Origin of the sequence: Rhodopseudomonas pseudopalustris, assembly GCF_900110435.1 — a bacterium.
GTDB lineage: Bacteria > Pseudomonadota > Alphaproteobacteria > Rhizobiales > Xanthobacteraceae > Rhodopseudomonas > Rhodopseudomonas pseudopalustris.
In genome coordinates this window covers 69,106-88,240 of the sequence record NZ_FODT01000011.1, presented here as the reverse complement: position 1 = coordinate 88,240, position 19,135 = coordinate 69,106, and the positions used below count along the sequence as shown (strand labels likewise).

At 64.7% G+C, this 19,135-nt stretch carries 19 protein-coding genes and 1 pseudogene; 13 read left to right on the top strand and 7 right to left on the bottom strand.

Annotated elements, in window-relative coordinates; translation table 11 throughout:
* Positions 1–22 precede the first annotated feature (22 nt).
* Positions 23–616, bottom strand: coding sequence for a TetR/AcrR family transcriptional regulator (locus BMY71_RS19430; protein ID WP_011501008.1), 594 nt, complete (start codon positions 614–616; stop codon positions 23–25).
* 30 nt (positions 617–646) lie between these two features.
* On the opposite strand from BMY71_RS19430, the gene BMY71_RS19425 reads away from it, so the two are divergent.
* The 5 genes from BMY71_RS19425 (at position 647) to BMY71_RS19405 (ending at position 6,989) form a co-directional block, all read left to right on the top strand.
* Positions 647–1,975, top strand: coding sequence for an ABC transporter substrate-binding protein (locus BMY71_RS19425; protein ID WP_244526114.1), 1,329 nt, complete (start codon positions 647–649; stop codon positions 1,973–1,975).
* A complete protein-coding gene (locus BMY71_RS19420) occupies positions 1,972–3,552 on the top strand; it encodes a class I adenylate-forming enzyme family protein (RefSeq protein ID WP_092685815.1) in 1,581 nt (526 codons plus the stop codon). The genes BMY71_RS19425 and BMY71_RS19420 overlap by 4 nt, the downstream gene beginning before the upstream one ends.
* 92 nt (positions 3,553–3,644) lie before the next feature.
* Positions 3,645–4,511, top strand: a complete 867-nt coding sequence (locus BMY71_RS19415) for an FAS1-like dehydratase domain-containing protein (RefSeq protein ID WP_139202687.1) — start codon at positions 3,645–3,647, stop codon at positions 4,509–4,511.
* A 279-nt stretch (positions 4,512–4,790) separates the two neighbouring features.
* Positions 4,791–5,615, top strand: coding sequence for an exodeoxyribonuclease III (locus BMY71_RS19410; protein WP_011501004.1), 825 nt, complete (start codon positions 4,791–4,793; stop codon positions 5,613–5,615).
* A 99-nt stretch (positions 5,616–5,714) separates the two neighbouring features.
* Positions 5,715–6,989 carry a glycosyltransferase family 2 protein gene (locus BMY71_RS19405; RefSeq protein WP_244526113.1) on the top strand — a complete coding sequence of 425 codons (1,275 nt, stop codon included), beginning with the start codon at positions 5,715–5,717 and terminating at the stop codon, positions 6,987–6,989.
* Positions 6,990–7,002: 13 nt separating this feature from the next.
* Here BMY71_RS19405 and BMY71_RS19400 read toward each other — a convergent pair.
* From BMY71_RS19400 to BMY71_RS19390, 3 genes and pseudogenes are all read right to left on the bottom strand, one after another.
* Positions 7,003–7,416, bottom strand: a pseudogene (locus BMY71_RS19400) (class I SAM-dependent methyltransferase); the annotation flags it as partial.
* Positions 7,370–8,155, bottom strand: coding sequence for a PIG-L deacetylase family protein (locus tag BMY71_RS19395; RefSeq protein ID WP_092685812.1), 786 nt, complete (start codon positions 8,153–8,155; stop codon positions 7,370–7,372). The pseudogene BMY71_RS19400 and the gene BMY71_RS19395, both read right to left, overlap by 47 nt.
* Complete coding sequence (locus BMY71_RS19390) at positions 8,156–9,223, bottom strand: acyl-CoA dehydrogenase family protein (protein WP_244526117.1); 1,068 nt, start codon at positions 9,221–9,223, stop codon at positions 8,156–8,158.
* 398 nt (positions 9,224–9,621) lie between these two features.
* On the opposite strand from BMY71_RS19390, the gene proB reads away from it, so the two are divergent.
* Positions 9,622–10,752 carry a glutamate 5-kinase gene (gene proB / locus BMY71_RS19385; RefSeq protein WP_011500999.1) on the top strand — a complete coding sequence of 377 codons (1,131 nt, stop codon included), beginning with the start codon at positions 9,622–9,624 and terminating at the stop codon, positions 10,750–10,752.
* A gap of 2 nt (positions 10,753–10,754) precedes the next feature.
* On the opposite strand, the gene BMY71_RS19380 is transcribed toward proB, so the two are convergent.
* Positions 10,755–11,054, bottom strand: a complete 300-nt coding sequence (locus tag BMY71_RS19380) for a type II toxin-antitoxin system RelE/ParE family toxin (protein WP_011500998.1) — start codon at positions 11,052–11,054, stop codon at positions 10,755–10,757.
* A complete protein-coding gene (locus BMY71_RS19375; protein ID WP_011500997.1) occupies positions 11,044–11,328 on the bottom strand; it encodes a type II toxin-antitoxin system ParD family antitoxin in 285 nt (94 codons plus the stop codon). Before BMY71_RS19375 ends, BMY71_RS19380 begins: the two co-directional genes overlap by 11 nt.
* Positions 11,329–11,450: 122 nt before the next feature.
* On the opposite strand from BMY71_RS19375, the gene BMY71_RS19370 reads away from it, so the two are divergent.
* The gene (locus tag BMY71_RS19370) at positions 11,451–12,743 is read left to right on the top strand and encodes a glutamate-5-semialdehyde dehydrogenase (RefSeq protein ID WP_011500996.1); all 1,293 of its coding nucleotides are present in this window, start codon (positions 11,451–11,453) and stop codon (positions 12,741–12,743) included.
* Positions 12,744–12,773: 30 nt separating this feature from the next.
* Complete coding sequence (locus BMY71_RS19365; protein ID WP_011500995.1) at positions 12,774–13,403, top strand: nicotinate-nucleotide adenylyltransferase; 630 nt, start codon at positions 12,774–12,776, stop codon at positions 13,401–13,403.
* Positions 13,404–13,542: 139 nt separating this feature from the next.
* On the opposite strand, the gene BMY71_RS25005 is transcribed toward BMY71_RS19365, so the two are convergent.
* Positions 13,543–13,902: a hypothetical protein gene (locus BMY71_RS25005; protein ID WP_175557723.1), complete on the bottom strand. Its 360-nt coding sequence runs from the start codon at positions 13,900–13,902 to the stop codon at positions 13,543–13,545.
* Here BMY71_RS25005 and rsfS point away from each other — a divergent pair.
* The 5 genes from rsfS (at position 13,895) to BMY71_RS19340 (ending at position 19,055) form a co-directional block, all read left to right on the top strand.
* Positions 13,895–14,254, top strand: a complete 360-nt coding sequence (gene rsfS / locus BMY71_RS24515; RefSeq protein ID WP_139202688.1) for a ribosome silencing factor — start codon at positions 13,895–13,897, stop codon at positions 14,252–14,254. The genes BMY71_RS25005 and rsfS overlap by 8 nt on opposite strands.
* Positions 14,255–14,375: 121 nt before the next feature.
* Positions 14,376–14,858: a 23S rRNA (pseudouridine(1915)-N(3))-methyltransferase RlmH gene (rlmH, locus tag BMY71_RS19355; RefSeq protein ID WP_041805603.1), complete on the top strand. Its 483-nt coding sequence runs from the start codon at positions 14,376–14,378 to the stop codon at positions 14,856–14,858.
* Positions 14,859–14,877: 19 nt separating this feature from the next.
* Positions 14,878–16,293, top strand: a complete 1,416-nt coding sequence (locus BMY71_RS19350) for a murein hydrolase activator EnvC family protein (protein WP_011500992.1) — start codon at positions 14,878–14,880, stop codon at positions 16,291–16,293.
* Positions 16,290–17,660, top strand: coding sequence for a S41 family peptidase (locus BMY71_RS19345; RefSeq protein ID WP_092685810.1), 1,371 nt, complete (start codon positions 16,290–16,292; stop codon positions 17,658–17,660). The genes BMY71_RS19350 and BMY71_RS19345 overlap by 4 nt, the downstream gene beginning before the upstream one ends.
* A gap of 165 nt (positions 17,661–17,825) precedes the next feature.
* Positions 17,826–19,055 carry a divergent polysaccharide deacetylase family protein gene (locus tag BMY71_RS19340; RefSeq protein ID WP_041805106.1) on the top strand — a complete coding sequence of 410 codons (1,230 nt, stop codon included), beginning with the start codon at positions 17,826–17,828 and terminating at the stop codon, positions 19,053–19,055.
* Positions 19,056–19,135: the final 80 nt, after the last annotated feature.

Here is a 19,135-nt window from a genome sequence, read left to right as displayed (position 1 = left end):
GCAGGCGAAGTCGTGGGCGTGCTTATGGGCTGAGAGCCCGGCGGACAACGTCCATATACGTATTGGTCACCGTGCTGCTGACCTTCCGCGACTCGTGAATCTGCTTGGAATAATGCAGCGCGAAATAGGTCCGCGCCGACATCAGCATCAGCGATATGACCTCCACTTCGCTCGCCGAAAGCTTGCGGATCTGCCCCTCCCGGGATGCGCGCGCCAGTTCGGCGCGATAGCCCTTCAGAATGCTCTCGAAGTAGTCGTGATGGGGAGCCGGGGTGAAGATCTCCGCTTCATTCAGGACGCGTGCGAAGAAGCGGTTGCCATGAAGAAACTCGAAGAAGGCATCGAAGGCGATGCGTTCGCGCTCATAGAAATCGAACGTGTCGCCGACCCGCGATCGGATATGCCCACGCAGCTTCTTTCCAAAGATAGGCACGAGTTCTTCAAAGATGGCCTCGCGGGTTTCGAAGTAATTGTAGAATGTGCCCTGCGCGATCCCGGCCTTGTCGGTGATCCGCGCAACTGAAGCGCCCGCAAAGCCGACTTGCGCCACGATTTCCGCTGCGGCGACGTAAAGACGCTCTTTGATCGCGGCCGAGTTTTCAGCACGTTTGCCCATCTTTTCGCTCCTGCCGCTCTGTAACATCCGATGGGCAGGGCGCAATCGGCAAACGTGATCCATGAGTCACCAGTCATTTTTATTGACGCGCGCCGTTTGCAAGTGCATGTCTTTCCGCAAAACACGGAGGAAGACATGAGACGAGGGTTAGTGGCGGCGGCAATTGTGAGCCTTTTCGGCGCAATGGCTCCGCAATTCGCATTCGGCGACAGCGGCGCCGTGAAGGTCGGCGTCCTCACCGACATGAGCGGCACCTTCGCCGACATGTCAGGGAGCGGAACCGTCTTCTCGGTCGAGCGCGCGATTGCGGATTCCGGCGGAAACGTCAGCGGCAAACCGATCAAGCTCGTGGTCGCCGATCACCAGAACAAAGCCGACATCGCGAGCTCGATCGCGCGGAAATGGTTCAGCGAAGACGGCGTCGACGTCATCGTCAACGCGGCCGGATCAGCGGTCGCCCTCGCCGTGGTCGAGATGGCCAAAACCTACAACAAGACCGCGCTGGTGACCGGAGCGCTGTCGACCCGCCTGACCAACGAATCCTGCAGCCCAAACAGCATTCACTACGGCCTCGACACATACGCGCTGTCGAACGGCGCAGTGCAGGCGCTCTCGCAGCAGGGGGTCAAGTCCTGGTACTTCATCGTCGCCGATTACGCGTTCGGCATCTCCATGCAACGGGATTCCGAAAACTTCATCAAGGCCGCCGGCGGCACGGTGAAGGGCGGCATCCGCCACCCGCTCAATTCCAGCGATTTCTCCTCCTATCTCCTGCAGGCCCAGGCGTCCAACGCTGATGTCATCGCCCTCGGTAGCGGCGGGTCGGATATCGTCAGTATGATCAAGCAGGCGAAAGAATTCGGTGTTGGGGGCGGTTCGCAAAAGCTTGCAGCTCTCGCTTTGTTCATTTCCGACGTGAACTCGATGGGCGTTGAAAATGCGCAGGGGATGAATCTGGTCGAGGGATTCTACTGGAACTACGATGACGGCAGCCGCGGTTTTTCGAAGCCCTTCTACGACAAATTCAAGCGGATGCCGACGGTCTACCAGGCTGCCGATTACTCGGGCCTGCGCCACTACCTCAAATCAGCGCTCGAGGCCGACTGGACCGACGGAAAGGGCATCGTCGCCCAGATGAAAAAGGGCCGGATCGACGATTTCTTTGCGCGCGGCGGCTATATCCGCGAGGATGGGCTACTGGTCCACGATTTGCTGCTCGCCCGCGTTCGCAAACCGGCCGACATCAAGCAGCCCTGGGACTATTACGACATTCTGCAGACCATTCCCGGCGACACCGCATTCCAGCCGCTCAGCCTATCGCGTTGCGAAATGATAACGGGAAAGGCCGCGAAGCAATGATCTGGGATCAATACGACACGACTCTCGGGCGCGCGATCAAGACAACGGCCCAGCGGGCAAGAGACGCGACCGCGATCATTTTCGATGAGCGCAATGGAGCGCGCTCACTCAGCTGGATGGACGCCGACGAGCAATCCGATCGCATTGCCGTCTGGCTGCACCGACAGGGTATTGAACGCGGCGACCGTGTCGGTGTGATGTGCACCGTCAGGCCCGAGTACATTCTCATCTATATGGCCTGCGTGAAGCTCGGGGCAGTGCTCGTCGGCGTCAACGCCCTTTACAAGGGTCAGGAAGTCTCCCAACTTGTTGCACGGACGTCTCCCAAGATACTCTTCGTCGTCGAACGGGATGGCGACCGTCCAGTCTGCGACGAAATTGCCGAAGTCCTGGCGGATGGCGGCGGATGCCGAGTGGTCAAGCTTCACACCGATCAGCCGCAACAAGGATTGTTGTTCGACGCGATCGCCGAAACTCCGACAAGCGAGCAGCGGCATTGGCTCGCCCAACGGATTGCCGAGATCGATCCGGACGACGCAGCCCTGTTCGTCTTCACGTCCGGATCGACGGGCGTGCCCAAAGCCGTCGTCCTGACGCATCGCAACCTGATTGTGAACCTGGCCGTTCAAATTCGCTGTTTCCAGATGAAGGCGGACGATCGGCTTCTGGTCCATATGCCCCTCAACCATGTCGGCGCAGCGACGGAACTCGTTGTCCCGTCGTTCCTGCTCGGATCATCGATGGTGCTGATCGAGCGCTTCGATCCGCAGCACGCGCTCGACGTCGTTGCCCGGCACCGCGTCACGTTCCTGCACCAGGTCCCGGCGATGTACATCAAGGAGTTCAATCTGCCGAACTTCGAGCAATACGACCTGTCCTCGCTGCGCACGATGACGGTCGCGGGGGCGACCACGCCACCCGCCGTCATGGCGAAGATGATGGAGAAGGTCCCCCAGGTCTTTACCGGTTACGGCATGACGGAGCTGGGCGGCTTCGTCACCTACACCGACGCGAACGACGACCCCGATACGATTTCGTTTACGGTCGGAAAGATCGCGCCCGAGTTCGAATTGAAGATCGTCGACGACGACAAGAAGGAAGTCCCAATAGGTGCGCGCGGTGAGGTCGCCCTCCGCGGCGATTGCTGCTTCAAGGGATATTTCGGCGATGAAGCCTCCACAAACGAGGCTCTCGACAAAAACGGGTGGTACTACAGCGGCGACATCGGCGTTCTCGACGAGAGGCGCTATCTGACGCTGGTCGACCGGAAGAAGCTGATGTTCATCACCGGCGGCTATAACGTCTATCCGCGTGAGATCGAGGATTACGTCGGCCGGCATGATGCGGTGGAGTTTGCCGCATGTCTTCCCAAGCCGCACGATGTGATGGGCGAGGTCGGAGTCCTCTTCGTCAAGCTCAAGGACGGCACCGTTCGCGACACCACGGCCATCGAGCAATTCTGCGTCGATGGCCTCGCGGCCTACAAGGTCCCGCGGGACATCCGGGTCCTCAAGGAATTTTCTCTCACCCCGATCGGGAAGATCGACCGGCAAAAGCTGAGTGAATCGGTCCGCTGAGTTGTTTGCCACGGGACATCATTGCCCGGCACTCCACGCTCGCCCTCGCGCGGGCACCGCGAACGTGCCGGCGTCATCACAAGGAGATCGACTTGCCGATTGACCGGAATGCCTTGGGAGCAACGCGCTCGGCGACCAACGTGATCACGCCGCGATGGGTGCTTGCTTATGCATCGGCGCTGGGACTGTCGTCCGAATCTTACCTGGACGACAGCCGGCCTTCGACGCTGATCATTCCTCCGACCTTCTGTGTCTGTTTGGAGTGGACACTCTCCGACATGGAGCGCGGCGTCAGCTCGCTCGGACTACGCGCCGACGAACAGCGAGGCTCGGTCCATGCGCTCCAGGACTCTCGATTTGAGCGCCCCCTGAAACTGGGCATGCGCGTTCGGACCGATAGCCGGGTGGAATACATCGGACGGACCAGCGCGGGCGCTTATGTTCTCACCAGTTTTCGGCATACCGATGACGAGACGGGCGATCGTCTGATCACGTCGTACTCCGGGGCCATTCTGCGTGGCGTCGATTTCGCGGACGCTCCGCTCGGAGAGTTGCCGTCCGACCTCGCCGATGAGTCGGCTTCCGGCCTTGCGCAAGTCTCGCTGCCTGCGCTGCAATTGGAACGAACACTGCCCCATATCTATTCCGAGTGCGCTCGCATCTGGAATCCGATTCACACCGAAACTGCCGTTGCCAGAGCCGTTGGCCTCGACGACATCATTGTTCATGGCACCCTAACCTGGGCATTGGCCGCACGAGAGATTTGTCGCTCAGTCGACGCGTCCGATTTGGGGCGCCTTGGTCGCCTGTCCGCACAATTCCGTGCTCCGCTCGTCGCGGGCCGCACCATGACGATCCGACCGAACGAAATCCAAGCCAATGGCCAGTTGCGGTTTTCTGCAGTCAACGAGCAGGGAAGAACAATCCTCGCCAACGGTCTCCTTGAAATCCTGCACTGATGCAGCATCCCGACGCAACGGGCTGCTTGACAGTCCATGATCGACCTCACATCACGATCATCGTAGCGATCCCGGCGATCGCTTGAAAGACAAGACGGATCTTTTCTACGACGCCTTGTCGGGGAGCTGATTGTCGTCGATCCGGTAGTCATCGGTTCAACGCGGAACAACACGCCGTCCAGCTAGTTACGCGACGTACCTGTAAACGGAGAACGAGCCATCGATGTTCGGAACGACGGCTAGGGTCGGGAACCAACCCGATCGCAACCTGATCTAAACGTGGCGCCGTCGGGCTCGCGCAGCTCCAGCGTCGGCCGCGTCAAGATCGCGACCTTCAATATCAACAACGTCAACAAGCGGCTGCCGAACCTGCTGCAATGGCTCCGCGCTGCCAAACCCGACATCGTCTGTCTGCAGGAGCTCAAGGCCGAGCAGCGCAAATTTCCCGAGCAGGCGCTGCACGACGCCGGCTACAACGCCGCCTGGGTAGGGCAGAAGACCTGGAACGGCGTGGCGATTCTCGCACGGAAGCGGTCGCTGATCGTGACCCAAACCAAACTACCCGGCGACGCCGACGACCAGCAAGCGCGCTACATCGAAGCGGCGATCGGCGGCATCTTGGTCGGGTGCGTCTACGCGCCGAACGGCAACCCGCAGCCGGGTCCGAAATTCGACGACAAGATATCTTGGATGAAGCGGCTCAATCGGCATGCCGGAAAGCTGCTCGCTTCCGGTGCGCCGGTGGTCATCGCCGGCGATTTCAACGTCGCGCCGACGGCGTTGGACATCTACCCGACCAAGTCCTGGAACGAGGACGCCCTGATCCAACCCGAGAGCCGCCGCGCGTATGCCAAGCTGCTCGGCCAGGGCTGGACCGACGCGGTCCGTGCTTTGCACCCCGACCAGCGCGTCTACACCTTCTGGACCTATTGGCGGAACCGCTTCGAGCGGGATGACGGGCTGCGGCTCGACCATCTGCTGGTGAGTCCCGAGCTTGCGTCACGCCTTTTTGCCGCCGGCGTCGATCGCGCCGTCAGGGCGCGCGAAGGCGCCAGCGATCACGCGCCGGCTTGGATCGTGTTGAAAGCGCCAAGCCCCCGCTGATCGCGCTGCTCCGCGAGCGGAAGGAACGGAATCGCGCATTGTCACTTTGAGAACAATCGACGATTTCAACACACGCGGTTCACAAGCGAGAGAGTATCAGTGAGTGAGACGACGATGAAGGCTGACCGACTTGCGGCTCGCGGTAGCGCCGTCGTTGCTATTCCCGCCCACGATGAAGCTCAACGAATTCATCGCTGTCTTTCGGCGCTGGCCATGCAGCGTGACGAAGTCGGCGCCCCGATCCGCGCCGGCGCGTTCGAGATCCTGGTCTTCGCCAATAATTGCACCGATGCCACCCCAGACGTCGTGCGAACCTTCGCGGCTTCCGTGCCGCATCCCATCCTCGTCATCGAGGCGCAGTTGCCGCCCGGGCAGCGCTCCGCTGGGGCCGCACGCAAGCACGCGATGGATCTGGCTGCCGCGCGGCTGAACGAACGGGGTGCGTTCGACGGCGTAATTCTCACCACCGACGCCGATAGCTGCGTTGCGCCCACCTGGTTCGCCGCGACGATGCGGGAACTGCAGAGCGGCGTCGATTGCGTGGCGGGCTACATCGACGCCGAGCCGTTCGAAATCGTCAGTCTCGGCGATGCGTTTCTCGCGCGCGGCCGGCTTGAAGATACCTACCTCCGACTCCTCGCGGAGATCGACGCGCGCTGCGACCCGCGGCCGCACGACCCTTGGCCAAACCATCGGGTGTCGTCCGGCGCGAGCCTGGCGCTGACGCTCGCCGCTTACGAGGCGGTGGGCGGATTGCCGCCGCGCCCGGTGGGCGAAGACGTCGCGCTGACGGCCGCGCTCGAGCACTTCGGCTTCAAGGTGCGCCATTCGATGGCTGTATCGGTGTTGACATCATGCCGGCTCGACGGCCGTGCCCAGGGCGGAGCGGCCGATACGATGCGGCTGCGCCACGCGGAGACCAATGCCCCCTGCGACGAAGACCTCGAACCGGCCCTGCAAGCGACGCGGCGGGCGATCTACCGCGGTCGTCTTCGACGCCTGATCGCCGAGCGCCCGAAGCGGCCGGATCTGCCGCGCGGATGGCAAGTATCGAACGCCGCGATGAAGTTGCTTACCCAGCCCGGCGTCCCGTTTGCGGATGCCTGGCAACGAATATCGAATGACAGCCCGGCGTTGCGTCGGGGCGCGCCGTTGCGCCCTTCCGATCTGCCACGGCAGATCGCGATTGCAAAAATGGTTTTACGGCAGCTCCGTCTTGAGGTCAGCGCGCCGACAATCGCTCCAGCCGATATATCTCGTCACGCACGACGGTTCGAACCGGCAGCCGAGTGGCGACCGCGGTCGCGAATTGATCACTCGCGTCGCGTCCGGTCAGCGGATAATCCGTCTCGCCCAGCCAATGGCACTGAATGATTTCGCCCTCCGGCCGCAGCGCTTCGACGCAACGCTGCGCCACGCGCAGCAAGTCGGCCTGCGAGAAGTAATACAAGACCTCGGATAGCACGATCAGGTCGAAACAGCCGGGCGGGAAATCCTGCGGCAGCGTGGCGACCGCGAAACTCACATTGGCGGGAGCCGCGGCGCGGGCTGCGGCGATCGCCGTCGAAGACGCGTCGATCGCCGTCAGCGCGACGCAGTGCCGCGCAAGCTGCGCGCTCAGCACGCCGATCGAGCAGCCGACTTCCAGCGCTTCGTCGAATCGCTGCCGGCCGAGCGCGCCAATCGTCGATCGGTATTTTTCGCGCTCGTAGTCACTGCTGCGGAAACGCCACGGATCGATATCCGAGCGGTACTTATCCTCGAAGTAATCCGCCGGGATCGTCTCGGTTCTTCGGCTCATGGGGGGGCACTTTCAGATAGTGCTCGAATTGGCCGAGGAACGGCGCCAGCCGGTCATCGGTGAAGCGAAAGCCGTTCGGATCGTCGTCGATCAGACCGGTCATCTGCGAAACATGGGCGTTGATCGCGGCGCGTTTGCGGGCGCGCTGCGCCGAGATGTCGAGGCGAAATCCTCGGGGCGGCGGCCGGTCCAGCGGCAACGACGGATCGAGATGCCAGCCCCAGATCGGAAACGCCCACAAGGCGATGCCAGGGTTACGCCGGCACACCGCCTCGGCAATGCGCGCAGAGGCCTCGTGATCGCAATGCGGATCGCCGTCCCAAGTCACGAACAGCGATTTCGCGCCCGCGTGCGCGCAGATCGCGGCAATTGCATCCACGGCGGCCTCGAACGGCGGACCCTCGGTCGGCGCCTGGGTGTCAGGCAGGCCGAGATGATGTAACTGGTCACGCGGCAGACCGAGAATCGACGTGGCGTCTTCCAGTTCGGTCCGGCGCAATTCGATCATTCGTTGCCGGGGATACTGCTGCGACTGCGGATGTGAGGCGCCGCCATCGGTGATCAGGACGACGTCGACGCGCTCGCCCGCGTCGCAAGCGGCTGCTATCAATCCACCGGCGCCGAGCGACTCGTCATCAGGATGCGGCGACAGCAGCACCCACGGCGCGCCGCCGGTGAGGTCGCGCAGCGAACCCAGCGGCAGATGGCGAACTCCGTCGAGATACTCTGATGCGTTCAATCAAAACTCTCCCGCCGGCGCCGATGAGTTCAGCCACGCGCGCGCGGCGTTGCTCATCGCAAGGTCCGGCACCGGTTGTCGCAAATAGGTCGACAGGTCGCGACAGATCCGCTCGATTGGATCTGGCCGATTGAATGCGAGCAGACCGGCGCCTCGCTGCACCGTCTCCATCACGTCGAGCGCGGATCGTTCGGTGACCATCCGCGTCATGTTGGCGAAAGCCACGGTCGCGTCAGGATTGCAATGCCCGCCGCCGAACCGGCGCGCGGCCTCTTCGACCCAGAAGCGCGCGGTGCGGGCTGCGGCGACGCAACCGGCGACGCGCTGCAACTGATAGGGGTCCTCCGCACGCCCCCGCGAGATCAAATGATCGCGGAACAGCTCGACCAGCCGCTCGGTTGCACCGAGATGCGCGGCGCAGAACCGCCAGGCGCCGCCCGAAAACCACGGCTGACGCATGAAGTCGCCGGCCGAGCCGACGATCTCGTCGCTGCCGATGGGGATGCCCGTCAGATCAACCGCACCGGTCGCGGTTGATCGCATGCCCTGCGCGGTCCAGCCACTGAGATCCACCGGATGGTCCGGCGCAAGCCGCAGCAAACACATCAGCTGATCTTCGCCAGCCTTGGCGGTGACGATCGGTCGTGTCACGAAGCCGGCTCCGGAGGCGAGGATCTTGCGGCCGACGAGCTCGGCGCGACTGCCATCGGTCACAATCTTCAGCCCGGCCGCGTCGTCAGCGCCCCAGACTGCGGCCAGTGCGCCATCGCCGACGTCTGAAGCAAGCGAAGCCTGCTGCGCCTTCGTGCCGTAACGGCAGACCAAAGCAATCGCGTTGATGTGACCTTCGATCAGCCTCGCGATCGAGAGGTCGGCAGCGCCGAGCAACCGCAGCACGGTGCATAATTCGCCTTGGTGTTCGGGCTCGCTCAGCCCCGACCCGCGCAGGGCTTCCGGAAACGCGGCCATCGCCAGACCGGACCGCCGAAACTCAAGCCAAAGACGATCATCGACCGTTGCGGCAGCATCCGCAGCCGGCGCGTAGTCGAACGCCCTGGCGGCGAACAGCTCGGTGCGAGCGAGCAGAAGCTGGATGTCGGTTGGCGCTAGAATGGGAGTTACTCATTCGGCTGAAACGGGAACATGCTCGGATATGAATTCCAGCCTCACCGCAAGGTTCCGGCATCGGCGGCCCCGAGCGCGTCGTGGATGCACGGGACCACTCACCGTGCCTCTCGGTGCGGGGTATGGACGGCCGCGGCGCGCTTCTGATTCTGAGTGTCACCCCGTCGAGCAGCCCACGGCCGGAAAAGACGGGCGTCGCGGATTGCGGTCACCGGCCTGATTTGGCCGATTCACCGGAAAGGAGGACCGCGGCGCGGCTTGCGCCGGCGGGTGCCGTGCTGCAAAACGACGTCGTTCCCGTTGATGTCGGCGCGACAGCGCGCGTAACCCAGACCGGTCCGATGGCCCGCCCGAAGCTTCATGATTTCCGCCGTCTCGTCGTCAAGGTCGGCTCCTCGCTGCTGATCGATTCCGGCGCCGGCGAGGTGCGGGCGGACTGGCTCGCCGCGCTCGCCGCCGACATCGCCGAACTGCATCGCGGCGGCCGCGACGTAATGATCGTCTCGTCCGGCTCGATCGCGCTGGGTCGCAGCCGGCTCAAGCTGCCGCGCGGCGCACTGAAGCTCGAGGAAAGCCAGGCGGCCGCGGCTGTCGGCCAGATCGCGCTGGCCCGGACCTGGTCGGAAGTACTCGGCAGTCATGGCATCGGCGCCGGACAGATCCTGGTGACACTGCAGGACACCGAGGAGCGGCGGCGCTACCTCAACGCCCGCTCGACCATCGCCAAGCTGCTGGAATGGCGCGCGGTGCCGGTGATCAACGAGAACGACACCGTCGCCACCAACGAAATCCGCTATGGCGACAACGACCGTCTCGCGGCGCGGGTCGCCACCATGGCGAGCGCCGATCTGCTGATTCTGCTGTCGGACATCGACGGCCTCTACACCGCGCCGCCCGGCAGCAATCCGGATGCGAAACTGATCCCCGAAGTCGAATCCGTCACTGCGGAGATCGAGTCGATGGCCGGCGCCGCGGGCTCGGAGCTGTCGCGCGGCGGGATGCGGACCAAGATCGAGGCTGCCAAGATCGCGACCTCGGCCGGCACCCACATGCTGATCGCCTCCGGCAAAATCGACCATCCGCTGAAGGCGATCGCCGAAGGCGGCCCCTGCACCTGGTTCCTGACGCCCGCCAACCCGGTCACAGCGCGCAAGCGCTGGATCGCCGGATCGCTCGAGCCGAAGGGCACGCTGACGATCGACGCCGGCGCCGTCTCGGCATTGCGCGCCGGCAAGAGCCTGCTGCCGGCCGGCGTGATCCGGGTCGACGGCCAGTTCGCGCGCGGCGACGCGGTGATCGTGCGCGGCCCTGACACCCACGAGATCGGCCGTGGGCTGGTCGCCTACGACGCCGACGACGCCGACAGGATCAAGGGCCGCTCCTCGCCCGACGTGATGATGATCCTCGGCATCAGCGGCCGAGCCGAAATGATCCACCGCGACGATCTGGTGGTGGGAACGGCGCCGGGCTGAGGTCAGGGCGCGAGATCCTGGCGGGACCGATCCTGTCTGCCGTGGAGCACGCGAATGATCTTGATGCCGCTCGCCTCAGCCACATAGAAAATCAGATAGCGCTTGACCGGGAAACTTCGCACAGCCGCGGAGATTTCCGGACGCAATCGCCCGGCGTTGGGGTTGTCGGTCAGCATGGCAAAGGCAGCGGTGATCTGTTCGATCATCGCATCTGCGGCCTTCTCGCTGTCGGCCGCAATGAACGACCATATCGCGTCGAGGTCGACGCGGGCTTTCGGACTGATGCGGCGGTTATGCGCCACGCTTTTGGGCGGCAACGGCGCGATCGGCTGCGAGGCGCTCACGCCCGCGTCGCTTGATGTCTTCCATCAAAGTCTTCGGATCGAATTCTTCCATCGGCCCGCTATCGAGCCCCTGCTGGATTTCGGCGCGCAGCGCATCCAGCTTCGCTTCCCGGGCCTCCATCAGGCGAAGGCTTTCGCGCAGCACGTCTCCGGCCGTCTCGAAGCGGCCGCTTGCGACAAGACCTTCGACAAAGGCCTCGGAGTGCTCGTCGAGCTTATAGCTGCCGGCCATCTGCGCCTCCTGGGGACACGCAAAATGATAGTGATCGCCCGGTTTGTCCGCAACTGGCTTGGCGGACCCGCGATTTGCCCCTATTTACATGACGCAACACGGATTTTTAGGCTCAGCCGCCCATGACCGCATCCCTCAAAGCCAATGACGGCAGCGCCGAGCTCGCCGCGCTGATGACCGACCTCGGGCGCAGGGCACGCGCCGCCGCGCGGGTGCTGGCGCTGGCGCCGCCGGAGCAGAAGAACCGGGCGCTGGAGGCGATGGAACGGGCGATCCGGGCCGGCGCGGCCGCGATTCTCGACGCCAATGCCGAGGATGTCGCCGATGCCAAGGGCTCCGGCGCCAACTCCGCTTTCCTCGACCGGCTGACGCTGACCCCGGCGCGGGTCGAGGCCATGGCGGAAGGCATCGCCGTGGTGCGCGGCATCGCCGATCCGGTCGGCGCCGTGACCGAGAGCTGGCAGCGGCCGAACGGCATGACCATCGAGCGCGTCCGGGTTCCGCTCGGCGTTGTCGCGGTGATCTTCGAGAGCCGCCCCAACGTCACCGCCGACGCCGGCGTGCTGTGCCTGAAATCGGGCAACGCGGTGATCCTGCGCGGCGGCTCCGAGAGCTTCCGCTCCGGCCGTGCGATCCACGCCTGCCTGGTGCAGGGTCTTCGCGAGGCGGGATTGCCCGAGGCGGCGATCACGCTGGTGCCGACCCGCGAACGCGCCGCCGTCGGCCTCCTGCTCGGCGGCCTCAACGGAACCGTCGATGTGATCGTGCCGCGCGGCGGCAAGAGCCTGGTCGCCCGCGTCGAAAGCGAGGCCCGGGTGCCGGTGTTCGCGCATCTCGAAGGCATCAATCACGTCTATGTCGATCGCACCGCGGACCTCGATATGGCGAAGTCGATCGTGCTCAACGCCAAGATGCGGCGCACCGGCGTCTGCGGCGCCGCCGAGACGCTGCTGATCGATCGCGCCGCCGCCGACACCCACCTTGCGCCGCTGGTCGGCATGCTGATCGACGCTGGGTGCGAGGTGCGCGGCGACGACGCCGTGCAACGCGCCGACGCGCGGGTGAAGCCCGCCACCGATCAGGATTGGGACACCGAGTATCTCGACGCGGTTATCGCCGCGAAGGTGGTCGACGACGTCGACGATGCAATCACGCACATCCATGAGCACGGCTCGCATCATACCGACGCGATCGTCGCCGAGGATGCCAAGACCGCGGCCAAATTTCTCGGCGAAGTGGATTCCGCGATCGTGCTGCACAATGCCTCGACCCAGTTCGCCGATGGCGGCGAGTTCGGCTTCGGCGCCGAGATCGGCATTGCCACCGGCAAATTCCACGCCCGCGGCCCGGTCGGCGCCGAGCAACTCACCACCTTCAAATATCGCATTCACGGCACCGGACAGACCCGGCCGTGAACGCCACGACCCGCACGCGCGGAGCCTGAGTTGACGCCGGATCCCGTGGCCGCCCGCCGCGCCATTCCGGCGTACAGCCCCGGGATGCGGATCGGCCTGCTCGGCGGCTCGTTCAATCCACCGCATGAAGCGCATCGCGCGATCAGCCGCTTCGCGCTGACGCGGCTGAAGCTCGACCGGATCTGGTGGCTGGTGTCGCCCGGCAATCCGCTCAAGGATGTCTCGGGCCTACGCGAACTCGATGCCCGCGCCGCCGCCGCGCAGGCAGTGGCCGACGATCCGCGCATCCAGGTGAGCTGCCTCGAAGCCGCGATCGGGACCCGTTACACCGCCGACACCATCGACTATCTGCTCCAGCACTGCCCGGGCGCACACTTCGTCTGGATCATGGGCGCCGACAATCTGGCTCAGTTCCATCGCTGGCAGCGCTGGCGACGGATCGCGGATTCCCTGCCGATCGCCGTGATCGACCGCCCACCGGCCACCTTCCGCGCCCTCGCCGCGCCGGCCGCACAGACCCTGAAACGCTACCGCCTCCCGAGCACGGCGGCGGCGAGCCTCGCGGATCGTCCCGCGCCGTCGTGGATATTCCTGACAGGGCTGAAATCGCCGCTGTCCTCGACGTCGCTTCGGAACCCCGACGGAAGTTGGAAGAAATGAGGCGTCCGCGCCGTCTGGAATGTTGAAAGCGCCGACCCCACATCCGTGGAGCAGGATGACGCATCTTCGAATCGTCCGTCTGCCCTCGTTTCTTGTTCGGGCATGATCTTTTCCGAAAACCGGTCTCCACTTTTCGGGATCATGCTAGTATGGCTCTCAGGCGCCGGGATTCGGCGCGCGCGATACAGTGAAAGGAATGGTCCCTGGCCACATCTGTATTGTCCAAGGCGGATTTGCCGAAGTCGGTCGCGGAGGAGATAGTCCCCGCGAAGACAGTCAAGGCGAAGACCGCCAAAGCGAAGACTGCCACGTCGAAGACCGCTGCTTCGAAGACTGCTGCCTCTAAGACTGCTGCTGCATCGAAGACTGCTGCTGCATCGAAGACCTCTGCCTCGAAGACCCCTGCCTCGAAGACCCCTGCCTCGAAGACCGCTGCCTCGAAGACCGCGGCCTCGCGATCTGCCAAGGCCGAGGCGACGCCTCCTGATGCGATCTCCACGACGCATGGGACCGCCGAGGAAACGCTGCAGCTGATCCTCTCCCGCCTCGACGACATGAAGGCGGAAGAAACAGTGGCGATCGATCTCCGCGGCAAATCGGCGATGTTCGACTACGTGGTCGTCACCAGCGGGCGGGTCAACCGCCACGTCGGCGCGATCTCGGAGAACGTCTCGAAAGCGCTGAAAGAGGCCGGCATCTCCAAGATCCATGTCGAGGGCCTGACCAATTGCGATTGGGTCCTGATGGATTGCGGCGACGTGGTGCTGCATGTGTTCAGGCCGGAGGTTCGCGAGTTCTACAACATCGAGCGGTTGTGGACCCAGGGACCTCAGCCGGCGAAGACGCTGTAGCAGCCACACAGTTGCGCGCGCTGTCCGCGATCGAGGCCGCGCGTCAATGCGTTTCGCTGGCGGCGCATTCCGCTGGCGGCGCGTTGCGAATGAGGCGGCGCAGCGCGAAAGGCCCCGGCCGATGCGGCTGACCGTGATTGCCATCGGCAAACTCAAGCAAGGCCCCGAGCGCGAACTCGCCGAGCGCTACCGTGGGCGGTTCGACGATCTCGGCCGCAAGCTCGGCTTTCGCGGCCTCGACATCCATGAAATCGCCGAAAGCCGCGCCCGCGACGCCGCCGGCCGGATGGCCGAGGAAGCCGCCGCCATCGCGGCGCTGATTGCCGAGGGCAGCTCGCTGGTCACCCTCGACGAGCGCGGCAAGAGCGTCGACAGCGCGGCCTTCGCCGCCCAGCTCGGCCGCTGGCGCGATGAATCGGTGCCCGGCACTATTTTCGTGATCGGCGGGGCGGACGGACTTTTGCCTGAATTGCGGCGCAAGGCAAAGCTGTGCCTATCGTTTGGCGCCGCGACGTGGCCGCACCAGATGGTCCGAGTGATGCTGCTGGAGCAGATCTACCGGGCCGCAACGATTTTGGCGGGACATCCTTATCATCGTGCCTAGCGAGCGCTGCAGCGATCAGATGCATCACCCCTTGTCCATGGCTGCGAAGGACGACACCCCGGGCGCCGGCTGGCAGTCGGTCGCCTTGTTGTCGGCAAGCCTGGTCTCGGGTGGGTTCGCAGCGCAGCTTCCGTCAGGTTTGCTGGCTTCCGGTCTCGGGATGCTGCTGCCTTGCGCGATCATCACCGCCACGCAGGCGCAACCTGCGGCCGCGCCATCGCCGACGACCGATCTGATCAGGCAGCGCGAACAGGAACTCGAGGCCGCGCGCCAGCAGCAGAAACGCGCCTCCGAGCTTCAGGACAAGCTCCGAGCCGATCTCGCGGCGATCGGGGAAGACCGCACCAAACTCAATCAGCAACTGATCGACATCGCCGCCAAGGTGCGCGCGGTCGAGTCCAAGATCAGCGAAACCGAAGCGCGGCTCGGGCCGCTCGACGCGCGCGAGACGCAGATCCGTACCTCGCTCGAACGACGCCGCGGCGAAATCGGCGAAGTGCTGGCGGCGTTGCAGCGCGCCGGCCGCCGCGCTCCGCCAGCCTTGCTGGTGCGCCCCGAAGATGCGCTGCAGTCGCTGCGCACCGCGATTCTGCTCGGCGCCGTGGTGCCCGATCTGCGCGACCGCGCCGACCGCCTCGCCACCGATCTCGGCGAACTGATCGCGGTCCGCAAGACGATCGCGGCCGAGCGCGACCAACTCGCCGACGACCGCGCCGCAATGACCGCCGATCAGACCCGGCTCGCCGCGCTGATCGACGAACGCCAGCGCAAGCAGAGCGCGGTCGAGAAGGATATCGAAACCGAGCGCTCGCGCGCGCTGACGCTGTCGCGCCAGGTCGACAGCCTGCAGGGCCTGATCGCCAAGATGGAGCAGGACCTCAAGAGCGCCGCCAAGGCCGCCGCCGCCGCAACCCAGAAGGGTAGCCCCGTGGCCCTGAATGGTCAGCCCAATCTGGCGGCGCTGAAGGATCCCGGCCGGCTCAGCCCGGCGATCGCCTTCGCCTCGGCCAAGGGCATGCTTGCGTTTCCGGTCAATGGCAGCAGAATCCGCGAATTCGGCCGCGCCGACGGCGTCGGCGGGGTGGAACGCGGGATTTCGCTATCCACGCGGGCCGGCGCGCAGGTCACAACCCCGTGTGACGGCTGGGTTGTGTATGCTGGACCGTTTCGCTCGTACGGACAACTCTTGATCCTCAATGCCGGTGGCGGATATCATGTCCTGATCGCCGGGATGGAGCGCATTTCGGTTAACATCGGCCAGTTTGTGCTCACGGGGGAGCCGGTCGCGACGATGGGATCGACGTCGCAGGTCGCATCGATCCTGGCGGCGAACGCCAGTCAGCCCGTTCTCTATATCGAGTTCCGTAAGGACGGCACTCCCATCGATCCAGGCCCATGGTGGGCCGCAAATGAAGGCGAAAAGGTTCGCGGATGATGCGCAAGACTTCGGTAATCCTCCTCAGCGCCGTCACGGGCGCTGCGCTGACACTTTTCGTCACCCAGCCGCGGTCGGTGCTGATGGGTTCGACTGCGCGGGCCGCGACGTCTGACACCTATCGTCAGCTCAATCTGTTCGGCGACGTGTTCGAGCGGGTGCGTAGCGACTATGTCGAGAAGCCCGACGACTCCAAACTGGTGGAGTCCGCAATCAGCGGCATGCTGACCGGGCTCGACCCGCATTCGAGCTACATGGACGCCAAGAGCTTCCGTGACATGCAGGTGCAGACCCGCGGCGAGTTCGGCGGTCTCGGCATCGAAGTCACCATGGAAGACGGCCTGATCAAGGTGGTGTCGCCGATCGACGACACGCCGGCGTCGAAGGCCGGCATCATGGCCAACGACATCATCACCAATCTCGACGACGAAGCGGTGCAGGGTCTGACCCTGAACCAGGCGGTCGAGAAGATGCGCGGCCCGGTCAACACCAAGATCCGCCTGAAGATCGTCCGCAAGGGCCAGGACAATCCGATCGAGGTCACGCTGGTGCGCGACAACATCCGGGTTCGTTCGGTGCGCGCCCGCGTCGAGTCCGACGACATCGGCTACATCCGGATCACCACTTTCAACGAGCAGACCACCGAGGGCTTGAAGAAGGAGATCTCCAATCTCACCAGCCAGATCGGCGCCGACAAGCTGAAGGGCTTCATCCTCGACATGCGCAACAACCCCGGCGGTCTGCTGGAGGAAGCGGTGACGGTGTCGGATGCGTTCCTCGATCGCGGCGAGATCGTCTCGACACGTGGCCGCAACGCCGAGGAAACCCAGCGTCGCTCCGCGCATTCCGGCGATCTCACCAAGGGCAAACCGGTGATCGTGCTGATCAACGGCGGCTCCTCCTCGGCCTCTGAAATCGTCGCCGGTGCGCTGCAGGACCACAAGCGCGCGACGCTGGTCGGCACCCGGTCGTTCGGCAAGGGCTCGGTGCAGACCATCATCCCGCTCGGCTCCGGCAACGGCGCGCTGCGGCTGACCACGGCGCGCTACTACACGCCGTCCGGCAAATCGATCCAGGCCAGGGGCATCACCCCGGATATCGAGGTGCTGCAGGACGTGCCGGACGATCTCAAGGCGCGGACCGACACCAAGGGCGAAGCCTCGCTGCGCGGCCATCTGAAAGGCGCCGACGGCGACGAGAAGACCGGCTCGCAGTCCTACGTGCCGCCGGACGCCAAGGACGACAAGGCGCTCAAAACCGCCGCCGATCTGTTGCACGGCATCAAGGCCACCGTCACGGCGCCTGCGCCGGTGACGGGCGACAAGGCGGCGATCGACAAGCCGGCCGCCAACAAGGCCGCGAACTGATCAATCGCGTCTGCGCGGTTCCATCGACCAAGGGCGGCTTTCGGGCCGCCCTTTTTTTGGCCTTTGCTGATCAATGCGATCGGCCGATCGGTTGCGGACCGGGTGTGCCGCCCGTCCGCCGCGACGTGGTATCGTCGCGGCAGGTGATTCGGGAGACGGTTGTCTGTGTCGGCGGACGAACTGAGCACACCGCTGGGTCAGAAGCGCGGGCGACTGCGCCGCTTCCGCTTGCCGTTCACCATCACCCAGGCGATCGCGACGCTGCTCGGCGTCTTCCTGCTCGGCTTCCTCGGCTTCGCGCTGTTCAACAACGATCCGCTCGGCGGCGAGCCGACCGTCCAAGTGATGATCAAACCGCCTGCCCCCGACGAAAAGAAGGAAGCCGCCGCGCCCGCAGACAAGTCCTCCGCCGCCAAGGCGGCGAAGTCCGAGTTCGCCGAGGCGAAGGACGGCAAGGACGCGGTTCAGCCGGGGCAGAAGACCATCACCATCATCGACGGCTCCAAGGGCACCCGTCAGGACGTGGTGGTGTCGAGCGGCAGCGGCGACGACAAGGTCGACGCGCCGCCGGCCGAGCCGGCGATGGCCAATGGCATCAATCCGAAGCTGCTGGAGCAGTCGCGCTACGGCATGATCCCGGTCGCGGCCGGCGCGCTGAAGCCGGTGTCGGCCTATGCGATGACCACCGACGCCGACCGTGCCAAGGCCGAGAAGATGCCGACCATTGCGATCGTCGTCACCGGCCTCGGCGTCGGCGCGGCGCGGACCAATGATGCGGTGATCAAGCTGCCGCGCGCGGTGACCCTGGCGTTCACGCCCTATGGGTCCGACCCCGGCAAGCTGGTCGAGCAGGCGCGGGCGAAGCAGCACGAAGTGCTGCTGCAGATTCCGATGGAGCCGTTTGACTATCCGGACAACGATCCCGGTCCGCAGACCCTGCTCACCTCCGGCGCGCCGGAGCAGAACCTCGACCGCCTGACCTGGCACCTCAGCCGGATCCAGGGCTATGTCGGTCTGTCGAACTTCATGGGCGCACGCTTCGTCGCGACCGATGCGGCGATGCAGCCGATCATCCGCGAGGCCGCCAAGCGTGGGCTCGGCTATCTCGACGACGGCTCGGCCCCGCGCAGCGTCGCGCCGAGCCTGGCGAAATCGCTGGCGATGCCGTTCGCGCGCGCGGATTCCGCGATCGACGCCGTGCCGACCGCGGCCGAAATCGACAAGGCGCTGGCCCGGCTCGAGGCGCTCGCCAAGGAGCGCGGGAGCGCGGTCGGCACGGCCTCGGCGCTACCGGTGTCGATTGAACGAATTGTTAGCTGGAGCAAGAGCTTGGAGAGCCGCGGCATCCTGCTGGTGCCATTGACAATGGCGATGCTGAAATCAAAATCAACCTAGGGCGGCGGTTCTGCTAGAATTCGAATCGACCCTGTGGATTGGTGTTTTGAAGCGTTTTTCGCGCCATCCGATAACGGTTT

Coding starts and splice junctions, on each gene's coding strand:
- BMY71_RS19430 (WP_011501008.1), bottom strand. CDS start 616: ATGGGCAAACGTGCTGAAAACTCGGCCGCGATCAAAGAGCGTCTTTAC.
- BMY71_RS19425 (WP_244526114.1), top strand. CDS start 647: ATGGGCAGGGCGCAATCGGCAAACGTGATCCATGAGTCACCAGTCATT.
- BMY71_RS19420 (WP_092685815.1), top strand. CDS start 1,972: ATGATCTGGGATCAATACGACACGACTCTCGGGCGCGCGATCAAGACA.
- proB (WP_011500999.1), top strand. CDS start 9,622: ATGGCCCGCCCGAAGCTTCATGATTTCCGCCGTCTCGTCGTCAAGGTC.
- BMY71_RS19375 (WP_011500997.1), bottom strand. CDS start 11,328: ATGGCCGGCAGCTATAAGCTCGACGAGCACTCCGAGGCCTTTGTCGAA.
- BMY71_RS19370 (WP_011500996.1), top strand. CDS start 11,451: ATGACCGCATCCCTCAAAGCCAATGACGGCAGCGCCGAGCTCGCCGCG.
- rlmH (WP_041805603.1), top strand. CDS start 14,376: ATGCGGCTGACCGTGATTGCCATCGGCAAACTCAAGCAAGGCCCCGAG.
- BMY71_RS19350 (WP_011500992.1), top strand. CDS start 14,878: ATGCATCACCCCTTGTCCATGGCTGCGAAGGACGACACCCCGGGCGCC.
- BMY71_RS19345 (WP_092685810.1), top strand. CDS start 16,290: ATGATGCGCAAGACTTCGGTAATCCTCCTCAGCGCCGTCACGGGCGCT.